We start from the raw sequence: 18,065 nt of genomic DNA on the forward strand, positions 1-18,065 counted from the left end.
CACATTAGCCCCAAGCATCATTTCCACCGGATTCCGGCCGCAAGGCCGCTGTAGAGGCGCACTCATGAAGACAACCCTCGACTTGCCTCTGTTGCCATTGCGCGATGTCGTCGTTTATCCGCACATGGTCATCCCGCTGTTCGTGGGGCGCGAGAAGTCCATCGAAGCCCTCGAGGCGGCGATGACGGGCGAGAAGCAGATCCTGCTGCTGGCCCAGAAGAACCCTGCCGACGACGATCCGGGCGAAGACGCCTTGTACCGTGTGGGTACCGTCGCCACGGTCCTGCAGTTGTTGAAATTGCCCGACGGCACCGTCAAGGTGCTGGTCGAAGGCGAACAGCGAGGCGCCGTGGAGCGCTTCGTCGAAGTGGACGATCACATCCGTGCGCAGGTCAGCCTGATCGACGAGAGCGAAGCGGCCGAGCGTGAATCGGAAGTCTTCGTGCGCACGTTGCTGTCGCAGTTCGAGCAGTACGTCCAGCTGGGCAAGAAGGTACCTGCCGAGGTGCTGTCTTCGCTCAACAGCATCGATGAGCCAGGCCGGCTGGTCGACACCATGGCCGCGCACATGGCGCTGAAGATCGAGCAGAAGCAAGAGATCCTCGAAATCGTCGATCTGTCCACTCGGGTCGAGCATGTCTTGGCATTGCTGGATGCAGAAATCGATCTGCTGCAGGTCGAGAAGCGCATCCGCGGTCGCGTCAAGAAGCAGATGGAGCGCAGCCAGCGCGAGTACTACCTGAATGAGCAGATGAAGGCCATTCAGAAAGAGCTCGGCGATGGCGACGAAGGCCACAATGAAATCGATGAGCTCAAGAAGCGCATCGACGCGGCCGGCCTGCCCAAGGATGCCTTGGCCAAGGCCCAGGCCGAGCTGAACAAGCTCAAGCAGATGTCGCCGATGTCCGCCGAGGCGACCGTGGTGCGTTCGTACCTCGACTGGCTGGTACAGGTGCCGTGGAAGGCCCAGAGCAAGGTGCGCCTGGACCTGACCCGTGCCGAAGAGATCCTCGATGCCGACCATTACGGGCTCGAAGAGGTCAAGGACCGCATCCTCGAATACCTTGCCGTGCAAAAGCGCGTGAAGAAGATCCGTGGGCCGGTGCTGTGCCTGGTCGGCCCGCCTGGCGTGGGCAAGACCTCGCTGGCCGAATCCATCGCGACGGCCACCAATCGCAAGTTCGTGCGCATGGCCCTGGGCGGAGTGCGTGACGAAGCCGAGATCCGCGGCCATCGCCGTACCTACATCGGTTCGATGCCAGGTCGTCTGATCCAGAAGATGACCAAGGTGGGTGTACGCAACCCGCTGTTCTTGCTCGATGAAATCGACAAGATGGGTAACGACATGCGGGGCGACCCGGCGTCGGCCTTGCTCGAGGTGCTCGACCCCGAACAGAACCACAACTTCAACGATCACTACCTAGAGGTCGACTACGACCTGTCGGACGTGATGTTCCTGTGCACCTCCAACTCCATGAACATCCCGCCGGCACTGCTCGACCGGATGGAAATCATCCGTCTGCCGGGCTACACCGAAGACGAGAAGATCAACATCGCGGTCAAGTACCTGGTGCCCAAGCAGGTCAAGGCCAACGGCTTGAAGCCGGCCGAGCTGAGCGTCGACACGACGGCGATCCGCGACATCATCCGTTACTACACCCGTGAAGCGGGCGTGCGGGGGCTCGAGCGCCAGATCGCCAAGGTCTGCCGCAAGGTCGTCAAAGAGCATGCCGGGCAGAAGCAGGTCAACGTCACCGTCACCGGCGAGCAGCTCGAGCACCTGCTGGGCGTGCGCAAGTTCCGTTACGGGCTGGCCGAGCAGCAGGACCAGATCGGTCAGGTCACAGGGCTGGCCTGGACCCAGGTGGGCGGCGAATTGCTGACCATCGAGTCGGTGGTCATCCCCGGCAAGGGGCAGCTGATCAAGACCGGATCGCTGGGCGATGTCATGGTCGAGTCGATCACGGCCGCGCAGACCGTGGTACGCAGCCGTGCTCGCAGCCTGGGGATTCCACGGGACTTCCACGAGAAACACGACGTGCACATCCACATGCCTGAGGGGGCGACTCCGAAGGATGGCCCCAGTGCCGGTATCGGCATGTGCACGGCGCTGGTCTCGGCGCTGACCCAGATCCCCGTAAGGGCCGATGTGGCCATGACCGGCGAAATCACGTTGCGTGGTCAGGTGCTGGCCATCGGCGGCTTGAAGGAAAAGCTGCTGGCAGCGCACCGGGGTGGCATCAAGACGGTGATCATTCCGGAGGAGAACGTGCGCGATCTCAAGGAAATCCCGGAAAACATCAAGGCCGATCTGCAGATCAAACCGGTCAAATGGATTGACGAAGTCCTGCAAATTGCGCTGCAATACGCCCCCGAGCCGTTGCCGGACGTGGCTCCCGAGATTGTCGCAAAAGACGAAAAGCGCGACAGCGATGCCAAGGAACGCGTCAGCACGCATTGATAAAGCTTTGAGCCGGGTGACCTTCCCTGAGGCGAAACGTCCAGGTCGAAGAAGTGACATTACAGTGTTCCAGGGTCACCCGGCGTTCGCGTATTCCATGCTTTCTTTACATACTTAGAAACATACTCATTAGAGAGATAAAGGGGATTTAGAGTGAATAAGTCGGAACTGATTGACGCTATCGCCGCCTCCGCTGATATTCCGAAAGCCGTGGCTGGTCGCGCCCTGGACGCGGTCATCGACTCGGTTGCCGGTGCCCTGAAGCAAGGCGACGACGTCGTTCTGGTAGGCTTCGGCACCTTCTCCGTCAAGGACCGTGCAGAACGTACCGGCCGCAACCCTCAGACCGGCAAGGCGATCAAGATTCCCGCTGCCAAAGTGCCAGGCTTCAAGCCAGGCAAGGGTCTGAAAGACGCTGTCAACTGAGTCATGCCGCTCAAGGAGGGGCTGACCTCGTCAGTCCCTGCCGCGATGTCACCAGGAACATGATTCCAGACACCGCGCACGCTTCGAGAAGGCGCATCTTCGGATGCGCCTTTCTTCTATCAGGACTTTACCTTCACTCCACGGTCGTCAACGCAGTGGAACGGCCGTTTTGGGGGACGCATGCTGCAGAATATCAGGGACAATTCACAAGGTTGGATTGCCAAGGCCATCATCGGTCTCATCGTGGTGCTGATGGCACTGACCGGGTTCGATGCCATTTTCCAGGCCACCAACCATAGCCAGGATGCTGCCAAGGTAAATGGCGATACCATCAGCCAGAACGCGCTCAGCCAGGCAGCCGACATCCAGCGTCGCCAGCTGATGCAACGCATGGGCAAGGACTTCGATCCGGCCCTGCTGGACGAAAAGCTGCTTCGCGAAGCCTCCCTCAAGGGGTTGATCGATCGCACGCTGCTGCTGCAAGGCGCGCGTGATGCCGGGTTCTCCTTCACCGACGCGGCGCTCGACCAGGTCATCCTGCAAATGCCGGAATTCCAGGCCAACGGTACCTTCAGCGCGGACCTGTTCGACCAGTTCATCCGTCGCCTGGGCTACACGCGCATGCAGTTCCGCCAGATGCTGGCCGAAGAGCTGCTGATCGGGCAGCTGCGTGGCGGGTTTGTTGCGACCAGCTTTGCCACCACGCCTCAGGTGGAGGCCTTCGCACGCCTCGAGAACCAGACACGCGATTTCGCTTCCGTGGTCTTCAAGGCCGATCCGTCGGCTGTCCAGGTGTCGGACGAGCAGATCAAGGCCCATTACGATCAGCACGCCAAGGAGTTCATGACGCCTGACCAGGTGGTCATCGACTACATCGAGCTGAAGAAGTCGGCCTACTTCGACCAGGTCAAGGTCGATGAAGACCAGCTCAAGGCCGCCTACGAGAAAGAAGTCGCCAACCTGGCCGAGCAGCGCCATGCCGCTCACATCCTGATCGAAGTCAACGACAAGGTCAGCGACGCGCAGGCCAAGGCGCGCGCCGAAGAGATCGCCCAGCGCTTGAACAAGGGCGAGGACTTCGCCGCACTGGCCAAGGAGTACTCCCAGGATCCAGGCTCGGCCAGCAATGGCGGCGATCTGGGCCTTGCCGGTCCAGGCGTCTACGATCCTGCCTTCGAGGACGCCTTGTACAAGCTGTCCGAGAACCAGGTCTCGGCCCCTGTGCGCACGAGCTTCGGTTATCACCTGATCAAGCTGCTGGGTGTCGAGGCGCCGGACGTACCGACCTTCGCCAGCCTGCGTGATAAGCTGACCCGTGACTTGAAGTCCCAGCAGGTCGAGCAGCGCTTCGTCGAGGCGACCAAGCAGCTGGAAGATTCGGCGTTCGAATCGTCCGACCTGGGGCAGCCGGCTCAGGACCTGGGCCTGAAGGTCCAGACCTCCGCGCCGTTCGGTCGCGAAGGTGGCGACGGCATCACGGCCAACCGTCAGGTCGTGCAGGCGGCCTTCAGCGAAGAAGTATTGCAGGAAGGCAGCAACAGCAACGCCATCGAGCTGGACCCGGAGACGGTGCTGGTGCTGCGGGTCAAGGAGCATCGCAAGCCTGAGCAGCTGCCGCTGGAGCAGGTCGCTGGCAACATCCGCGACCGTCTGGCCAAGGAGCAGGCCATCGCCGACCTCAAGGCCAAGGCCGATACCCTGGTCAAGGGCTTGCGTGAAGGGTCGATCAAAGCCGATGCGCCGCTCGAAGGGCAGGCCTGGAAGGTGCGTGAAGCCGTCACGCGCAACCAGGAAGGCATCGACCCTGTCGAGCTGCAGGCGGTCTTCCGTCTGGCCAAGCCGCAGGACAAGGCCAAGGCGGTCTTCGACAGTGTCGTGCTCAACGACGGGCGTCTGGCCGTGCTGCAGCTCAAGGGTGTCAACGAAGGCGCTGCACCGAGCGATGCCGAGAAGACGCAGATGCGTCGTTTCCTGGCCTCGCGCGCCGGTGAGCAGGACTTCGCGGCCTACCTCAAGCAGCTGGAAGCCAAGGCGGACATCAAGCGTTACTGATACCGCGTCGTGATCGACTCAGGCCGCCTATGCGGCCTGAGTCGTTTCTGCAATCAGCGAAGGGGGCGCTCGTGCGCGTCCAGGCGATCACGGGCGATCTGCCGGCCCAGGGCGATCAGCTCCGGCGCCTTGTAGAACTCGAAGAACCGGCAGACACGCCGGGGCACATCGATCACCACGTCAGGCGGATAGCCGGCCATCTTGTACTGCGCCAGTGACGTTTGCATGACTTCGAAGCTCTGGTTGATCAAGTCCAGCAACGAAGCCGGTCCGACGGCATCGACGACGAACGATCCGGTGGCCGACTTGGGCGCGCCTCGTTCTTCGTCGCTCGACGTCAGCGTGGCGACCCGGCCTTCAGCCAGCCAGGGGTTGGTCGCGCCCAGCCCTTCACCAATGATCTCGCGTTCGATCTGGATCAGTTGTTCGGCCGGTTTGCGCCGGAAGGGCAGGCGTGCGCCCAGCGATGTGACGAGACTGTCGAAGCGTTGCTTGAAGGCGGCAGGCCGCTCGATGACAGGCAACTGATAGGACGTGGGTTGGGTTGCGTTCAGGTTGACGGCGACGATCAGGTCGCAGTGGCTCGACACCACGGGCACGATGGGCAAGGGGTTGAGGATGCCACCGTCGACCAGCACACGGTTGCCCTGCACGACCGGCGTGAACAGGCTGGGGATTGCGGCTGAAGCGCGCATGGCCTGATGCAGGCAGCCTTCCTGGAACCACACCTCCTGCTGATGCGTCAGGTCGGCGGCCACGGCCGTGTAGGGAATCCGCAACTGTTCGATATCGAGTTCGCCGACGATCTTGCGAATCTGGCCGAACACCTTGTCCCCGCGGATCGCGCCAAGACGAAAGCTCACGTCCACCAGGCGCAGCACGTCCAGATAGTCCAGGCTTTCGATCCACTGCTTGTAGGCGTCGAGCTTGCCTGCGGCATAGATACCGCCGACGACGGCGCCCATCGAGCAGCCGGCGATGCAGGCGATCTCGTAGCCGCGCCGTTCGAGTTCCTCGATCACGCCGATATGGGCATACCCCCGGGCACCGCCAGAACCCAACACCAGTGCTACACGTTTGCCCATACCCGCTCCCCGTCATTGTGTTTTCATGCACAATGCACCGCGGGCCAAAACGCTTCAATCCCGATGTGTCTCGGCGTGTGGAAAAGGCACTTTCTCAACCCGCGGACGTCGAACAGCCATCTACCCCGGACACCTTGAGGATCGCCCCATGAAAGCCTGGATCTGCCTGCCGTTGCTGGCCTTGGCACTGACCGGATGCGCTGGCAAGACGGCCTACCGTGACAGTTGCGCGACCCAGTTGGATGCGGCCTGGAAGGAGCTCGACATCGCCAAGGCCGAAGGTCTGGCGGGCACGGTGAGCTACTCCAAGGCCTTGTCGTTGTTGACCGGCGCCAAGACCCAACAACAGTTCGAAGCCTTCCGGGGCTGTTCGCGCAAGGCCGAGAAAGCGCGCTTCTACATTCGCGAGTCCCGTGCAGGGCGTTGAGCCCAGGAGAATGTCATGTCTGCGATGCTCGATCATGTAGTGTCCCGTGTGCTTGCCTTGCACGTGCGCCTGCACGCCTGCCGTCAGCGCCTGCGTGCCGATACCGACAGCGAGGCCTTGCACGACCTGCGCACCAGCGTGCGTCGCCTGCGCAGCCTGTTGCGCCCCCTGCGCGGACTGCCGGGTGTGCAGGAGCTGGAAGACGCGGCCCGGGCGCTGGGGACCTTGACCACGCCGCTGCGTGACCGGGAAGTGATGGGCGCAGAGCTTATCGAGCGAGGGCACCTGTCAGCCGGGCAGCGCCGCCTGGAGAGGAGGGCGCAGACGTTCGCCAGTGTCGCGGACAGCGCGCCCTTGACGCGCACCTTGTCGATTCTCGATGCCTTCCCCGGTTTCCTGCGCGCCGCAGACCGCGAAGGCGTGGTCAGTGGCCTGCATCGTCAGGTGGATGAACGTCTGCGCAAGCAATGGCGCAAACTCGAGAAAGCCGTGCAGGATCCTGCTCATGATCGGCACCGCGTGCGCCTGCTGATCAAGCGGGTGCGCTATGCCGAAGAGGCCTATCCGCAACTCGACCATGCCGGCAACGCGCTGCGCCGTCTGCTCAAGCAAGGGCAGCAGGATCTGGGGGAATGGCACGATCGCGTGCAATGGCTGCTTCAGGTGGACCAGCAGGCCGACCTGGCGATGCTCAAGGCGGACTGGCAACAGGAGCTGGAAGCAGCGCAGCAGCGGGCGGACAAGACGCTCATGCGCCTGGGCAAGGCGTTGAAGAAGCGTTGAGCGCAGTCGGCGATCACCCTGCAGGAAGGTGATCGAGCGCCGTCATGCGCGTGTCGATCAGGTGTGGGCGGGCAGACACTCAGCGGCGCTGCAGGGCCCAGCCAGCCCCCAGCGTGATCGCACCCAGCGCCCCTTGGGAGGCGTCCATTCCCAGCAGGCCGCTGAGTGCCAGCAACGCGCCAATCACGAACAGGGGCACGGCAATCTGATGGGGCGCAGGGCTGGCCGCCTCAGGTCGGGCCTCCAGGCGTGCGTGCCAGCCGGCGAGTTCGAGCAGTCGTTTGGTCATGGTTCTATCCTCAAGGTCACCTGTTCAGCGTAGTGCGGTGCCCCGAAGTGAGCCAATCGAGCGTGGCTATGGCCGTCATAGGGTGAGTCGGCCGATGGCGTGGTGAAGCGTGCCGGCCAGGTCGGCCAGTTCGACGCTGTCGGTGGTCGAGGTGGTGGCCTGGCGCGTCGTGCCTTCGGTCACGTCGCGGATGCTGACGACTGCGCGGTTCATCTCCTCCGCGGCCTGACTCTGCTGTGCGGCAGCCACCGCGATCTGCGTGGTGTTCTCGCGCATCTGTGCCACGGCCCCGGCGATCTGGGCCAGGGCTGAACTCGCATCCTGCGCCTGACGCACGCAGTCGTCCGCCTTGAGCGAGCTTTCCTGCATGAATTCCACGGCATCGCGCGTACCGGCCTGCAGGGTAGAGACCATGCCGGTGATCTGGTCGGTCGAGGCCTGCACCCGTTTGGCCAGGTTGCGCACTTCATCGGCCACCACGGCGAATCCACGCCCCAGCTCGCCTGCGCGTGCGGCTTCGATGGCGGCGTTGAGTGCCAACAGGTTGGTCTGTTCGGCGATGCTGTGAATGACGCTCACCACACCGTTGATCTTCTGGCTGTCGTCGGCCAGTTGCCGAATCGTCTGGGCGGTCTGCTGCACGCCGCTGGACAAGCCGGCGATCGCATCCTGAACGCTGTCCACCACCGCCTTGCCATTGACCGCCAGGGTATCGGTGGATTGCGACAGGTCGCGCGTGGCCCCGGCATGCTCGGCAATGTGATGCACGGTCGCGGACATCTGATTGATGGCAGTGGCCGCCTGGTCGGTCTCGCCCTGCTGCCCGAGCATGCCTCGACGAACCTCCACCATGCTGTCCGCGAGCCGCCTGGCATTGGCGTCCAGCTCGCGTGCCGTATGGGCGACGGTGCCGACCACCTGGTGATAACTCGCCTGCATGGCATTGAAGGCAGCGGCCATCTGGCCGACCTCGTCACCGCCTGCCAACGGCACGCGTGCGCTTAGGTCACCCGTGTGCTGGGCTTGCAGCATGACGGCCTTGAGCGTGTCAAGGCGCCCGAGCAGGAAGCGGATCAGCAGTTGCGACGCGGCGAGCATGACCAGCATCAGCAGCGCCACGCACAGCGCATACTGTCCAGCGCGCGCCACCAGCAGTTGGCGCAGGCTGGGCGCTTCGGCCAGCCAAGCCTGGCAGCGCTCGTTCTGACAGGCCACGTAGGCGCCGACGCGCGGCTGGTCGCCCGCGACCCAGGCACTGGGCAGCGTGGTCCAGCCTTGTGCGGCAGTGGGCAGGGTCAGCGCGTGACCGGCCAGTGTCGGGGTAGCGCCTTTCGTCCAGGTGACATGATTGCGCTGCGCGGGCACCGGCTGGTCCTGCGGCCATTGGCTCGCCAGCTCGGCCTGGGTCTGCAGCGCCTGACGCAGCGAGTCGATACGACCTTGCTGTTCGGTATAGAGGGCGAACAGCACCAACAGCAGCGTGGTGAAGAACGCCACTGCGTTGACGGCCCAGAATTTGTATTTCAAGGAAAGGTTGTCGAGCCGGGCACGCATGGCAGGGGTCTCTGAAGTGACGACAAGAGTATTGGCAAGGTGCCATCATCTTGCCCAAGCCCTGCGCGTGGGACGTTGACCTGAATCAATCGATGATCGGCAACCCGAAGAACGCCCGGGCACACGCGGTGCTCTGTTGGGCCAGTTGCACAGGCGACTGTCCCCGGTGACGCGCCACTTCATGGAGCACTTCCGGCAAAAAGGCCGGTTCGTTGCGCCCATGCTTGGGCTTGGGGCGCAGGCTGCGTGGCAGCAGGTAAGGTGCATCGCTCTCGAGCATCAGCCGGTCCTGGGGGATGCTGCTGACCAGTGGGTGCAGGTGCGTGCCACGGCGCTCGTCGCAGATCCAGCCGGTGATGCCGATGTGCAGATCCAGGTCCAGGTAGGCGAACAGTGCCTGGCGCTCCCCGGTGAAGCAATGCACCACGGCAGCCGACAGGTGATCGCGATAAGGCGTAAGGATCGCCAGCATCCGCTCGCTGGCGTCGCGTTCATGGAGAAAGACCGGCAGCCCCAGTTCCACGGCCAGGGCCAGCTGGGCTTCGAAAGCCTTTTCCTGTTGCGAGCGTGGCGAGAAGTCGCGATTGAAGTCCAGGCCGCATTCGCCGACCGCCTTGACCCGGTCGTGTTGCAGCAGCGCTCGCAGTCGACGCTCACTGTCGACCGTCCAGTCGCTGGCTTCATGGGGATGGACCCCGGCCGTGGCGAACAATCGTTGACCGGTTTCGTCCCAGCGCTCGCACACCTCCACGGACTGTTCGCTGACGGGAAGGCTGGTGCCCGTCACGACCATCTGCACCACATCTGCCTCCAGTGCTCGCTCCAGAATCTCGGCGTGGCGGCCTTCGAAGCTGCTGTGGGTAAGGTTGACGCCAATGTCGATCAGGTGCATGAATCCAGGCCTTTGAGAAAAAAGAATGCGTGCGCAGCCGCACTAGGCTAAGCCGCGAAGGCGCCTGCCGACAACCTTCGGACCATGGTCTTGCCATGGGGCGCCAGGCCTCAAACGACGGACCGTGTGTCGGTTAAGGCCAGGCAAGGGGTGCGGATCGCAGAACTTGCTGGCATTGTCGGGGTCTCTTAGCCTTCATTCGACGACAATGGTCGCCTATGCCCAGGAGTTCGCGCCGCTGGATCTGTGAGTCGCCTGTCGCTGCCCTGTGCGGTGGGCTGTTCGCCGTGCTCCTGACGCTGGCAGCATCCCCTGCGCTGGCGCAGGTCGGTGGTCCTGTTCAGCAGCCGGCTCCGGCCAAGGTCCGCGACCTGAAGCAAGTACAGACGAGCAAGGTTTTGCGTGTGCTGGTCAACCAGAGCCGCAACAGTTCGGGCAAGGTCAAGGGCGAACCTGTGGGGGTCGAGTACCACCGGATTCGTGCCCTGGAGCACTACCTCAACGCACGTCAGCCTGCAGGTCGCCCCCTCCACGTTCAAATCATCCCGCGCGCCAAGGAGCAGTTGCTGACCGCGTTGAAGCGAGGCGAGGGCGACCTGGCCGCGCCGGGCGAGCTGCTCGATCCCGCGTTGAGCCGTGGTCTTGCCGCGACCGTGCCCGTGGCCGATCGGGTCACCCTGCAGCTGGTCGGGCGCAAGGGTGGGCGCAGCTTCACGCGCCTGGATCAGTTGTCGGGCAAGACCGTCGCCCTGACCACCGGTAGTGCGGCAGGGCCGGTTCTGGGCGCGATCAACCAGGACCTGGCGAAGCGCAAGCGTGCGCCTGTCAAGATCGAATGGGTCGATCCGAGTCTGGCCGTGGAAGACGTGCTGGAAATGGTCCAGGCGGGCATCTACCCCCTGACCATCGTCGAGCGACCGATCGCGCAGCGCTGGGCGCGGGTGATGCCCCGTCTGCGCCTGAACGATCGGCTGAAGCTGGCGCCGCCCCGCGCCATGCGCTGGTACGTGCGCCAGGATGCACCTGCCCTGCAGGCAGCGGTCGACGGCTTTCTGAAAGACTATCAACCGCCCAAGAACCGGGACGCGCTGTTCGAGCGTCTGTACAAGCGCCAGTACCGTGTCCATGACCCATTGGCTCAGCGCCGGCGGCTGGAGACGGTACGCCCGGTGTTGCAGAAGCATGCCGCCGCCCAGGACATGGACTGGCTGAACCTGGCTGCCCTGGCCTTCAAGGAATCGACCCTCAACCCCGCCGCGCAAGGCTCCGGGGGCGCCCACGGGCTGATGCAGATCACGCCGTCCGCAGCGCGTCGGGTCGGGGTGCGCGACACCGCCACGGTGGATGGCAACGTCAAGGCCAGTGCGCGCTACCTCGCGTTGCTGCAACGCAAGTTCTTCTCCAGCAAGCAGCTCAACGAACGCGAGCGCATGGCCTTCACCCTGGCGGCCTACAACCTGGGCCCCGAGCGCGTCCAGGCCATGCGTGCCGAAGCGCGTCGGCGTGGGCTCAACGGCAACCAGTGGTTCTTCCAGACCGAGCGCATCGCCATGGAGCAGGTCGGCATGGGGCCGGTCAACTTCGTCAACAGCATCAACAAGTACTACCTCGCCTTCAATCGCGAGCGCTCGTCGCTCGAGCGCACCGTGCGCCGCTGAGTCAAGGCTTGTAAACCGCCGCAGGTCGCTCTAGCATAGTGATCGCGCCGATTTAAACAGCTACTTGCGGGGCGCGGGACACGCCACGTGCCAGTCCGAAATACCGCTAAAGCGCTGGTTCGGTGACGCCTCCCACCGCTGCCCAGCGAGATTGGCGAGGCAGAGAAAGCATCATGAGTCACTCATCCGGTTGTCCACGAACCAGCGTCTGCCTGAGCCCTCTGGCCAAGGCTTCCTCCGCACGTACGCCACGCATTCTGCTGGGCGGCCATCATCAGCCCACCTTGCTGCGTCACCTCGACGGTCTGTCCCGACGCAAGGGCCAGGCACGCGCGTTCCTGATCCAGTTCGCCGAGGCAGGGCAGGACCTGTCCAGCCATGCCGACGATCAGTTCGACCTGGCGGTGGTACAGGCGCCGGTGGGCAGCGAGGCTGCCGAGGTCATCGGTCACCTGACCCGCATCGCGCGGCAAGGGCTGATCACCCGCGGCTGAATACGGTCGCGACTGCAAGGAGCCCTGTGTGAGCACCAACATCATCACCACTGCCGGTCACCTGGCCCTCAAGCAGGAGCTCGACCACCTGTGGCGCGTATACCGTCCCGAGATCACGCAGAAGGTGGCCTGGGCCGCCTCGCTGGGCGATCGCAGCGAGAACGCCGATTACCAGTACAACAAGAAGCTGCTGCGCGAGATCGACCGCCGGGTGCGCTACCTGCGCAAGCGCCTGGAAGACGTCAAGGTGGTCGCCTACGCGCCGGAGCAGGAAGGCAAGGTGTATTTCGGCGCCTGGGTGCAGATCGAGAATGACGAGGGACAGACCCTGACCTTCCGTGTCGTCGGCTACGACGAGATCCATGGACGCAACGACTACATCTCCATCGACTCGCCCATGGCCCGTGCCCTGCTCAAGAAAGGCGTGGACGACGAGGTGGTGGTGCAGACACCGACCGGCGAGGCAACCTGGTACGTCAACCGGATCTGGTACGACGTACCGTGATGCCCCGGCGCTGCACGCGGGGTGCCGGACGACCCGCGTGCAGGTGAAACCCCTGACGCGGCGCTAGGATTCCCGCAGCACGGTCAAGGGGCTGGCCGTCAATGCCCGTCGGGTGCCCAAAATGCCCGCGGCACCGACCAGCAGCGCGCCGAGCAGCGGCAGCACCAGCAACTCGGGGTGCGGGGCCCACGGCAGGGCAAAGGCGAAGCGGTACAGCACCAGGGTGATCAACTCACAGCCGATCGCCGCCAGCAGGCCACTGACCGCGCCCAACAGTCCGAACTCGATGCGACGAGCAGTCACCAGCAGCGCGCGCCTGGCACCCAGGGCGCGCAGCAGGGCGCCTTGGCGAATGCGTTCGTCCAGCGTCGCCTGCAGGCCCGCGAAGAGCACGGCCAGCCCGGCGGCCAGCACGAACAGCAGGACGAACTCCACGGCCAGCGTCACTTGCCTGAGGATGCTGCGCAACTGATCGAGCAGCGCATCGACCTGCAGCAGCGTGACGGCGGGGAAGGCGCGCGACAAGGCGACCACGGCCTTGTCATGCCCGGAGTCCAGGTGGAAGCTGGTGAGGTAGGTGACAGGCAGCCCCTGCAAGGTCTCGGGCTGGAAGATCATGTAGAAGTTGGGCTGGAAGTTGTCCCAGTGGACCGAACGCACGCTGGTGACCTGGGCCTGGCGCAGGTCACCCCCGATGTCGAAGCGCAGCACATCGCCCAGTTTCAGCGCCAGGCTGCGGGCCAGCTCGGCCTCCACCGACACGCCGGGCAGCGCGCCAGGCGTCGGTGCGGCCTGCCACCACTGGCCTTCTGTCAGTTCATTGCCGGTGGGTAGGTCGGCGGACCAGGTCAGGCTCAGGTCGCGTTGTACGGCACGCCCACCCGTGGAGTCCTCGACCACGCGCTCGCGCACCGGCTGATCGTTGATGGCCACCAGGCGCCCCGGCATGACCGGGTAGAGCGGGGCGGCCGTGGCGCCCATCGAGGCCAGGCGTTGGCTGAACGGTTCACGGTCTTCGGGCAGGATGTTCAGCGCGAAGTGATTCGGCGCGTCTTCAGGTAGCTGCGCCTGCCAGTTGTCCAGCAGCTCACCGCGCAACAGGGCGACCAGCGCCATGGCCATCAGGATCAGCCCGAAGGCCAGGGCCTGCCCGGCGGCGGACAACGGATGGCGCAGCAACTGACCCAGGCCCAGGCGCCAGGCCAGCGGTGCATCGGCCAGCAGGCGGCGAACGCCACGCAACCCCAGCAGGAGCAACCCGCCGAGCAGCGCGGCCGCGATGAGGCCCCCTCCCAGCAGGGTGAAGGTGAGCAACAGGTCGAGGCTCAGCCGCCACATGATCAGGCCCAGGGCCAGCAGCGCGGCGCCGTACACCAGCCAGCTACTGGCCGGCACCGGCAGCAGGTCGCGGCGCAGGACGCGCAGGGGCGGCACGCGGCCCAGGGCGGCCAAGGGCGGCAGCGCGAACCCTGCCAGGGCCACCAGGCCCGTGCCGATACCCGCCAGGGCAGGCGCCAGGCCGCCGGCCGGTACCTCAGGCGGCAGCAAGCCTTGCAACGCCCGGAACAGCCCCAGTTGCGCCAGCCAGCCCAGCAGTGCCCCTGCGCAGGCCGCCACCAGGCCGAGCCCCGCCAATTGCAGGCAGAACACGCTCAAGGCTTCGCGGCGCGAGAGCCCCAGGCACCGCAGCAGGGCACTGGCGTCGAGCCGCCGCGCCGCATAGCGACTGGCCGACAGCGCGACGGCCACCCCCGCCAGCAGCACCGCCACCAGGCTGGCCATGTTCAGGTAGCGCTCGGCCTTGCCCAATGCGCCGCCGATCTGCTGGTTGCCATCGCGCGTGTCGCGCAGGCGCTGGTTGGCGCCCAGGGTCGGTTCGATCCGGGCGCGGTACTGACTCAGTGCCGTGCCCTCGCCACGCCAGAGATCGCGGTAGGTCACGCGGCTGCCTGGCTGCACCACGCCGGTGGCCTCGAGATCCTTCAGGTTGATCAGGACGCGGGGTGTCAGGCTGTAGAAGTTGCCGGCCCGATCCGGCTCGTAGGTCAGTACCCGGGTGATGCGCAGCGTTTTCTGCCCGATGTCGATGGGCGCGCCGATACTCAGGTCCAGGGCTGCCAGCAGCCGCGCTTCCACCCAGGCCTCGCCCGGTGCCGGGCTGCCTCCCGGCGTTTCCGGAGCATAGGGGGCTGGTGCACTGCGCAATTGGCCCCGCAAGGGATAGGCGCCGTCCACCGCCTTGATGCTGGACAGCTGAATGCCCTGGTCCGTGGCCACCACACTGGCGAACTCGACCACGTGGGCCTCGGTCAGCCCCGACGCCTGCCCGATCGCCCGCTGGGCCTCGGTAGCCGGGGAGGACCCTTGCAACACCAGATCGGCCCCCAGGAACTCGGTGGCGCGCAGCTGCATGGCGCCGTTGAGGCGTGCGCCGAAGTAGCCGATGGCGGTGCTGGCTGCGACGGCCACGAGCAAGGCGAAGAACAGGACGCGGACTTCCTGGGTGCGCGCATCGCGCCAGATCTGGCGCAGGGCCAGGCGGCACAGTCGAGCAAACGGGACGCGGCTCATCGGGGCGCCTGCACAGTGACCAGCTGTCCACCGTCCAGGCGAATCGAGCGTCGGCAGCGTTGGGCCAGCCGACCATCGTGGGTCACCAGCACCAGGGTCGTGCCACGCTCCTGGTTGAGTTCGAACAGCAGGTCGCTGATGCGCTCACCGGTGTGGCTGTCCAGGTTGCCCGTCGGTTCATCGGCGAACAGCACCGAGGGCTGTGCAGCGAAGGCGCGGGCAATGGCCACCCGCTGCTGTTCGCCCCCCGACAACTGGCGGGGTGAATGAGTCAGGCGCTGGCCCAGCCCGACCCGCTCGAGCAAGGCGCGGGCCTGGTCGCGGGCGTCGCGCCGGCCTTCGAGTTCCATGGGCAGCATGACGTTCTCCAGGGCATCGAGGCTGTCGAGCAGCTGGAAGGATTGGAAAACAAAGCCGACGTGCTCGGCGCGCACTTTGGCCCGCTGGTCTTCATCGAGCGTCCCCAGGTCATGGCCAGCCAGCACGACCGTGCCGCTCGTCGGCTGGTCGAGCCCGGCCAGCAAGCCCAGGAGCGTGGACTTGCCCGAGCCCGAGGCGCCGACGATGGCCAAACTGTCGCCCTGCTCGAGTGACAGGGACAGCGGGTGCAGAATGGTGAGGTCGCCTTCCGCGCTGGGGACCACTTTGCTAAGGTGCTGCGCAACGAGAATGCTGGGGACCATGGAGATTCCAATGCGAAGGTGGTGGATGAGTATCGGTCTTGCAGCGTGCTGCCTGGCCCAGAGTGCGATGGCCGGCACCGTCCTGGTGGTCGGTGACAGTATCAGCGCAGGCTTCGGGCTGGACCCTGAGCGCGGTTGGGTGTCCCTGTTGCGACAGCGGGTGCAGGCCGAGGGTTTCAAGGACCAGGTGGTCAATGCCTCGATCAGCGGTGACACCAGCGCCGGTGGTCAGTCCCGTCTGCCGGCCTTGTTGACCAAGCATGCGCCTACCCTGGTGGTGGTGGAGCTGGGCGGCAACGATGGTCTGCGCGGGCAGCCGCCCCGGCAACTCGAGAAGAACCTGGGCAGCATGATCGACGCTGCGCGGTCCGCAGGTGCCAAGGTGGTGCTGCTCGGCATGCGCCTGCCGCCCAACTATGGCGTGCGTTATACCACGGCGTTCGCGCAGGTCTACGAGGACCTGGCCCGTGACAAATCGGTGCCGCTGGTGCCGTTTTTCCTGGAGGGCGTCGGCGGGGTGCCGAGCCTGATGCAGGCCGATGGCATTCATCCGACCCAGGGCGCCCAGCAGCGGCTGCTGGAAAACGCCTGGCCGGTGATAAAACCACTGCTCTGACGCTTTAAACGGGGGCGGCTTTCGGCTAATGTGGCGCCCCCCGCTCTGGAACACCTTGATGCCGCGCCCCGCCTGGTCCCTTCACGCCTACCAGTTGATCGAGCCTGACGATCAACTCGACCTGTTCGCTTGCCAGGAAGTGCGCGTGCACCTCATCGCGCGGCAGCTGGAACTGGGCGCGCCGGTCGACCGTACGCTGTGCGGAGGGCTGCTGCCAGCCCAACCCCGCTGGTCGCCCGTTCCCCAGACAGTGCATCGTGATACGCGGCTGTGCCCATTGTGCAAGGCCATTCTCGATGCCCAGCGACGGGGTACGCGTCCCGTCTGGCCGGAACTCTGACTGCCGTTGATCATCTCAATGGCTAACCTGGCCGTGTTCCATGCCGAGGGCTCATGCGCCGGTATACAATCGCCGCCTTTGCTCCCCCCTGATGAAGGATGTACCAGATGTTGCGATTTCCCGCCGTCGCTCGTCGCCTTTCCCTGGCCGCCCTGCTGACGACAGGGCCTGCCATGGCACTGGAATTGCCATTGCCCCCGCCGGGTGAGGACATCGTCGGCCAGGTCCAGGTGATCAAGGCCAAGTATGAAGACACGTTCGCCGACATCGGGACGGCCAACGACCTGGGCTACCTCGAGATGATCGCCGCCAACCCAGGCGTGGACCCGTGGCTGCCGGGTGCAGGTACTGAAATCGTGTTGCCGACCCGTTTCATCCTGCCACCGGGCCCCCGTGAAGGCATCGTGATCAACCTGGCCGAGTACCGGATGTACTACTTCCCCAAGGATGAGCCTGTCGTGCACACCTATCCGCTGGGGATTGGGCGCGAAGGGTGGGGGTCACCGATCGCGACGACCAAGATCATCGCCAAGACGCCTAATCCGACCTGGACGCCGCCGGCTTCGATCCGCGCCGAACATGCTGCCGATGGCGATATCCTGCCAGCGGTAGTGCCGGCCGGTCCTGACAACCCGCTGGGGCCGTTCAAGTTCACGCTTGGATTGCCAGGCTACTTGATCCACGGTTCCAACAAGAAGTTTGGCATTGGCATGCGCACCAGTCATGGCTGTTTCCGCATGTTCAATAATAATGTGCTGGAACTTTCCGAGCGCGTGCCGGTCGGCACGCCGGTGCGCATCATTAATGAGCCTTACAAGTTTGGCAAGAGTGCTGGCGCGGTGTATCTGGAAGCGCACACGCCGCTGGATGACCATGGCGATCCCTCGGTGGTCGACACGCACACGACATTGGTCAATACCTTGCTCAAGCGTGACGACCTGACCCAGGGTGTACGCATGGACTGGGACAAGCTGAGGGACGTGCTGGCTGCCGAAGATGGCCTGCCTGTCGAGATCGCTACGCCCCTCGAGGCTTCGCAGTCGACAGCGGCAGTCTCGGACATTCCTGACGAGCTGCATTGACGACGGTTTGCGTCCCTGGCGCTTGCCGGCCCATGAATGGGGTGGCAAGCGATCCACCGGCGGCATGGCCCGGTCCGGCGAATTCGGTCCACCCATGAAAAAAGGCCGGCCCCTGTGGGGGTCGGCCTTTTTTCAATCCCTGAGGAT

Annotated in this window: 17 protein-coding genes; 11 read left to right on the forward strand and 6 right to left on the reverse strand. The window is 64.7% G+C overall.

Going from position 1 to position 18,065, the window contains the following annotated elements:
- The first annotated feature begins 64 nt into the window (after positions 1 to 64).
- The 3 genes from APT63_06365 to APT63_06375 all read left to right on the forward strand — a co-directional run bounded on the left by APT63_06365 (position 65) and on the right by APT63_06375 (position 4,939).
- Positions 65 to 2,461, forward strand: a complete 2,397-nt coding sequence (locus APT63_06365) for a DNA-binding protein (protein ID AMA45281.1) — start codon at positions 65 to 67, stop codon at positions 2,459 to 2,461.
- Between the two features lie 153 nt (positions 2,462 to 2,614).
- Positions 2,615 to 2,887 carry a DNA-binding protein HU gene (locus APT63_06370; GenBank protein ID AMA45282.1) on the forward strand — a complete coding sequence of 91 codons (273 nt, stop codon included), beginning with the start codon at positions 2,615 to 2,617 and terminating at the stop codon, positions 2,885 to 2,887.
- 180 nt (positions 2,888 to 3,067) lie between these two features.
- Entirely contained in the window at positions 3,068 to 4,939 is a 1,872-nt protein-coding gene (locus tag APT63_06375; protein ID AMA45283.1) for a peptidylprolyl isomerase, read from the forward strand.
- A gap of 53 nt (positions 4,940 to 4,992) precedes the next feature.
- On the opposite strand, the gene APT63_06380 is transcribed toward APT63_06375, so the two are convergent.
- The gene (locus APT63_06380; GenBank protein ID AMA45284.1) at positions 4,993 to 6,024 is read right to left on the reverse strand and encodes an alpha/beta hydrolase; all 1,032 of its coding nucleotides are present in this window, start codon (positions 6,022 to 6,024) and stop codon (positions 4,993 to 4,995) included.
- A gap of 148 nt (positions 6,025 to 6,172) precedes the next feature.
- Between APT63_06380 and APT63_06385 the strand changes: the two genes are divergently transcribed.
- Together APT63_06385 and APT63_06390 are read left to right on the forward strand one after the other, a co-directional pair.
- The gene (locus tag APT63_06385; protein AMA45285.1) at positions 6,173 to 6,451 is read left to right on the forward strand and encodes a hypothetical protein; all 279 of its coding nucleotides are present in this window, start codon (positions 6,173 to 6,175) and stop codon (positions 6,449 to 6,451) included.
- Positions 6,452 to 6,466: 15 nt separating this feature from the next.
- Positions 6,467 to 7,234: a metal-chelation protein CHAD gene (locus APT63_06390; protein ID AMA45286.1), complete on the forward strand. Its 768-nt coding sequence runs from the start codon at positions 6,467 to 6,469 to the stop codon at positions 7,232 to 7,234.
- A 79-nt stretch (positions 7,235 to 7,313) separates the two neighbouring features.
- On the opposite strand, the gene APT63_06395 is transcribed toward APT63_06390, so the two are convergent.
- From APT63_06395 to APT63_06405, 3 genes are all read right to left on the reverse strand, one after another.
- Positions 7,314 to 7,523 (reverse strand): hypothetical protein, encoded by a 210-nt coding sequence (locus tag APT63_06395; GenBank protein ID AMA45287.1) that lies wholly within the window; start codon positions 7,521 to 7,523, stop codon positions 7,314 to 7,316.
- 75 nt (positions 7,524 to 7,598) lie between these two features.
- Positions 7,599 to 9,077, reverse strand: coding sequence for a chemotaxis protein (locus APT63_06400; protein ID AMA45288.1), 1,479 nt, complete (start codon positions 9,075 to 9,077; stop codon positions 7,599 to 7,601).
- 85 nt (positions 9,078 to 9,162) lie between these two features.
- Positions 9,163 to 9,969 (reverse strand): hydrolase TatD, encoded by an 807-nt coding sequence (locus APT63_06405; GenBank protein ID AMA45289.1) that lies wholly within the window; start codon positions 9,967 to 9,969, stop codon positions 9,163 to 9,165.
- A 218-nt stretch (positions 9,970 to 10,187) separates the two neighbouring features.
- On the opposite strand from APT63_06405, the gene APT63_06410 reads away from it, so the two are divergent.
- The 3 genes from APT63_06410 to greB all read left to right on the forward strand — a co-directional run bounded on the left by APT63_06410 (position 10,188) and on the right by greB (position 12,626).
- Positions 10,188 to 11,627: a glycosylase gene (locus tag APT63_06410; protein AMA45290.1), complete on the forward strand. Its 1,440-nt coding sequence runs from the start codon at positions 10,188 to 10,190 to the stop codon at positions 11,625 to 11,627.
- A gap of 173 nt (positions 11,628 to 11,800) precedes the next feature.
- Entirely contained in the window at positions 11,801 to 12,121 is a 321-nt protein-coding gene (locus tag APT63_06415; protein ID AMA45291.1) for a hypothetical protein, read from the forward strand.
- 28 nt (positions 12,122 to 12,149) lie between these two features.
- Positions 12,150 to 12,626 (forward strand): transcription elongation factor GreB, encoded by a 477-nt coding sequence (gene greB / locus APT63_06420; GenBank protein ID AMA45292.1) that lies wholly within the window; start codon positions 12,150 to 12,152, stop codon positions 12,624 to 12,626.
- A 63-nt stretch (positions 12,627 to 12,689) separates the two neighbouring features.
- On the opposite strand, the gene APT63_06425 is transcribed toward greB, so the two are convergent.
- Both APT63_06425 and APT63_06430 read right to left on the reverse strand, forming a co-directional pair.
- On the reverse strand, positions 12,690 to 15,197 hold the full coding sequence (locus APT63_06425; protein AMA45293.1) for an ABC transporter permease: 2,508 nt from the start codon (positions 15,195 to 15,197) through the stop codon (positions 12,690 to 12,692).
- A complete protein-coding gene (locus tag APT63_06430) occupies positions 15,194 to 15,880 on the reverse strand; it encodes an ABC transporter (protein ID AMA45294.1) in 687 nt (228 codons plus the stop codon). The genes APT63_06425 and APT63_06430 overlap by 4 nt, the downstream gene beginning before the upstream one ends.
- A gap of 10 nt (positions 15,881 to 15,890) precedes the next feature.
- Between APT63_06430 and APT63_06435 the strand changes: the two genes are divergently transcribed.
- The 3 genes from APT63_06435 to APT63_06445 all read left to right on the forward strand — a co-directional run bounded on the left by APT63_06435 (position 15,891) and on the right by APT63_06445 (position 17,918).
- Entirely contained in the window at positions 15,891 to 16,496 is a 606-nt protein-coding gene (locus APT63_06435; GenBank protein ID AMA45295.1) for an arylesterase, read from the forward strand.
- A 58-nt stretch (positions 16,497 to 16,554) separates the two neighbouring features.
- Complete coding sequence (locus tag APT63_06440) at positions 16,555 to 16,836, forward strand: hypothetical protein (protein AMA45296.1); 282 nt, start codon at positions 16,555 to 16,557, stop codon at positions 16,834 to 16,836.
- Positions 16,837 to 16,943: 107 nt separating this feature from the next.
- Positions 16,944 to 17,918: a hypothetical protein gene (locus tag APT63_06445; protein AMA45297.1), complete on the forward strand. Its 975-nt coding sequence runs from the start codon at positions 16,944 to 16,946 to the stop codon at positions 17,916 to 17,918.
- Positions 17,919 to 18,065: the final 147 nt, after the last annotated feature.

Origin of the sequence: Pseudomonas monteilii (genome assembly GCA_001534745.1) — a bacterium.
GTDB lineage: Bacteria > Pseudomonadota > Gammaproteobacteria > Pseudomonadales > Pseudomonadaceae > Aquipseudomonas > Aquipseudomonas alabamensis.

What these genes read in the sequence shown, in the direction of transcription:
- APT63_06390 (AMA45286.1), top strand. Translation starts at nt 6,467, where the DNA reads ATGTCTGCGATGCTCGATCATGTAGTGTCCCGTGTGCTTGCCTTGCAC.
- APT63_06430 (AMA45294.1), bottom strand. Translation starts at nt 15,880, where the DNA reads ATGGTCCCCAGCATTCTCGTTGCGCAGCACCTTAGCAAAGTGGTCCCC.
- APT63_06440 (AMA45296.1), top strand. Translation starts at nt 16,555, where the DNA reads ATGCCGCGCCCCGCCTGGTCCCTTCACGCCTACCAGTTGATCGAGCCT.
- APT63_06410 (AMA45290.1), top strand. Translation starts at nt 10,188, where the DNA reads ATGCCCAGGAGTTCGCGCCGCTGGATCTGTGAGTCGCCTGTCGCTGCC.
- APT63_06415 (AMA45291.1), top strand. Translation starts at nt 11,801, where the DNA reads ATGAGTCACTCATCCGGTTGTCCACGAACCAGCGTCTGCCTGAGCCCT.
- APT63_06435 (AMA45295.1), top strand. Translation starts at nt 15,891, where the DNA reads ATGCGAAGGTGGTGGATGAGTATCGGTCTTGCAGCGTGCTGCCTGGCC.
- APT63_06405 (AMA45289.1), bottom strand. Translation starts at nt 9,969, where the DNA reads ATGCACCTGATCGACATTGGCGTCAACCTTACCCACAGCAGCTTCGAA.
- APT63_06365 (AMA45281.1), top strand. Translation starts at nt 65, where the DNA reads ATGAAGACAACCCTCGACTTGCCTCTGTTGCCATTGCGCGATGTCGTC.
- APT63_06385 (AMA45285.1), top strand. Translation starts at nt 6,173, where the DNA reads ATGAAAGCCTGGATCTGCCTGCCGTTGCTGGCCTTGGCACTGACCGGA.
- APT63_06400 (AMA45288.1), bottom strand. Translation starts at nt 9,077, where the DNA reads ATGCGTGCCCGGCTCGACAACCTTTCCTTGAAATACAAATTCTGGGCC.
- APT63_06380 (AMA45284.1), bottom strand. Translation starts at nt 6,024, where the DNA reads ATGGGCAAACGTGTAGCACTGGTGTTGGGTTCTGGCGGTGCCCGGGGG.
- APT63_06425 (AMA45293.1), bottom strand. Translation starts at nt 15,197, where the DNA reads ATGAGCCGCGTCCCGTTTGCTCGACTGTGCCGCCTGGCCCTGCGCCAG.
- APT63_06445 (AMA45297.1), top strand. Translation starts at nt 16,944, where the DNA reads ATGTTGCGATTTCCCGCCGTCGCTCGTCGCCTTTCCCTGGCCGCCCTG.
- APT63_06375 (AMA45283.1), top strand. Translation starts at nt 3,068, where the DNA reads ATGCTGCAGAATATCAGGGACAATTCACAAGGTTGGATTGCCAAGGCC.
- APT63_06395 (AMA45287.1), bottom strand. Translation starts at nt 7,523, where the DNA reads ATGACCAAACGACTGCTCGAACTCGCCGGCTGGCACGCACGCCTGGAG.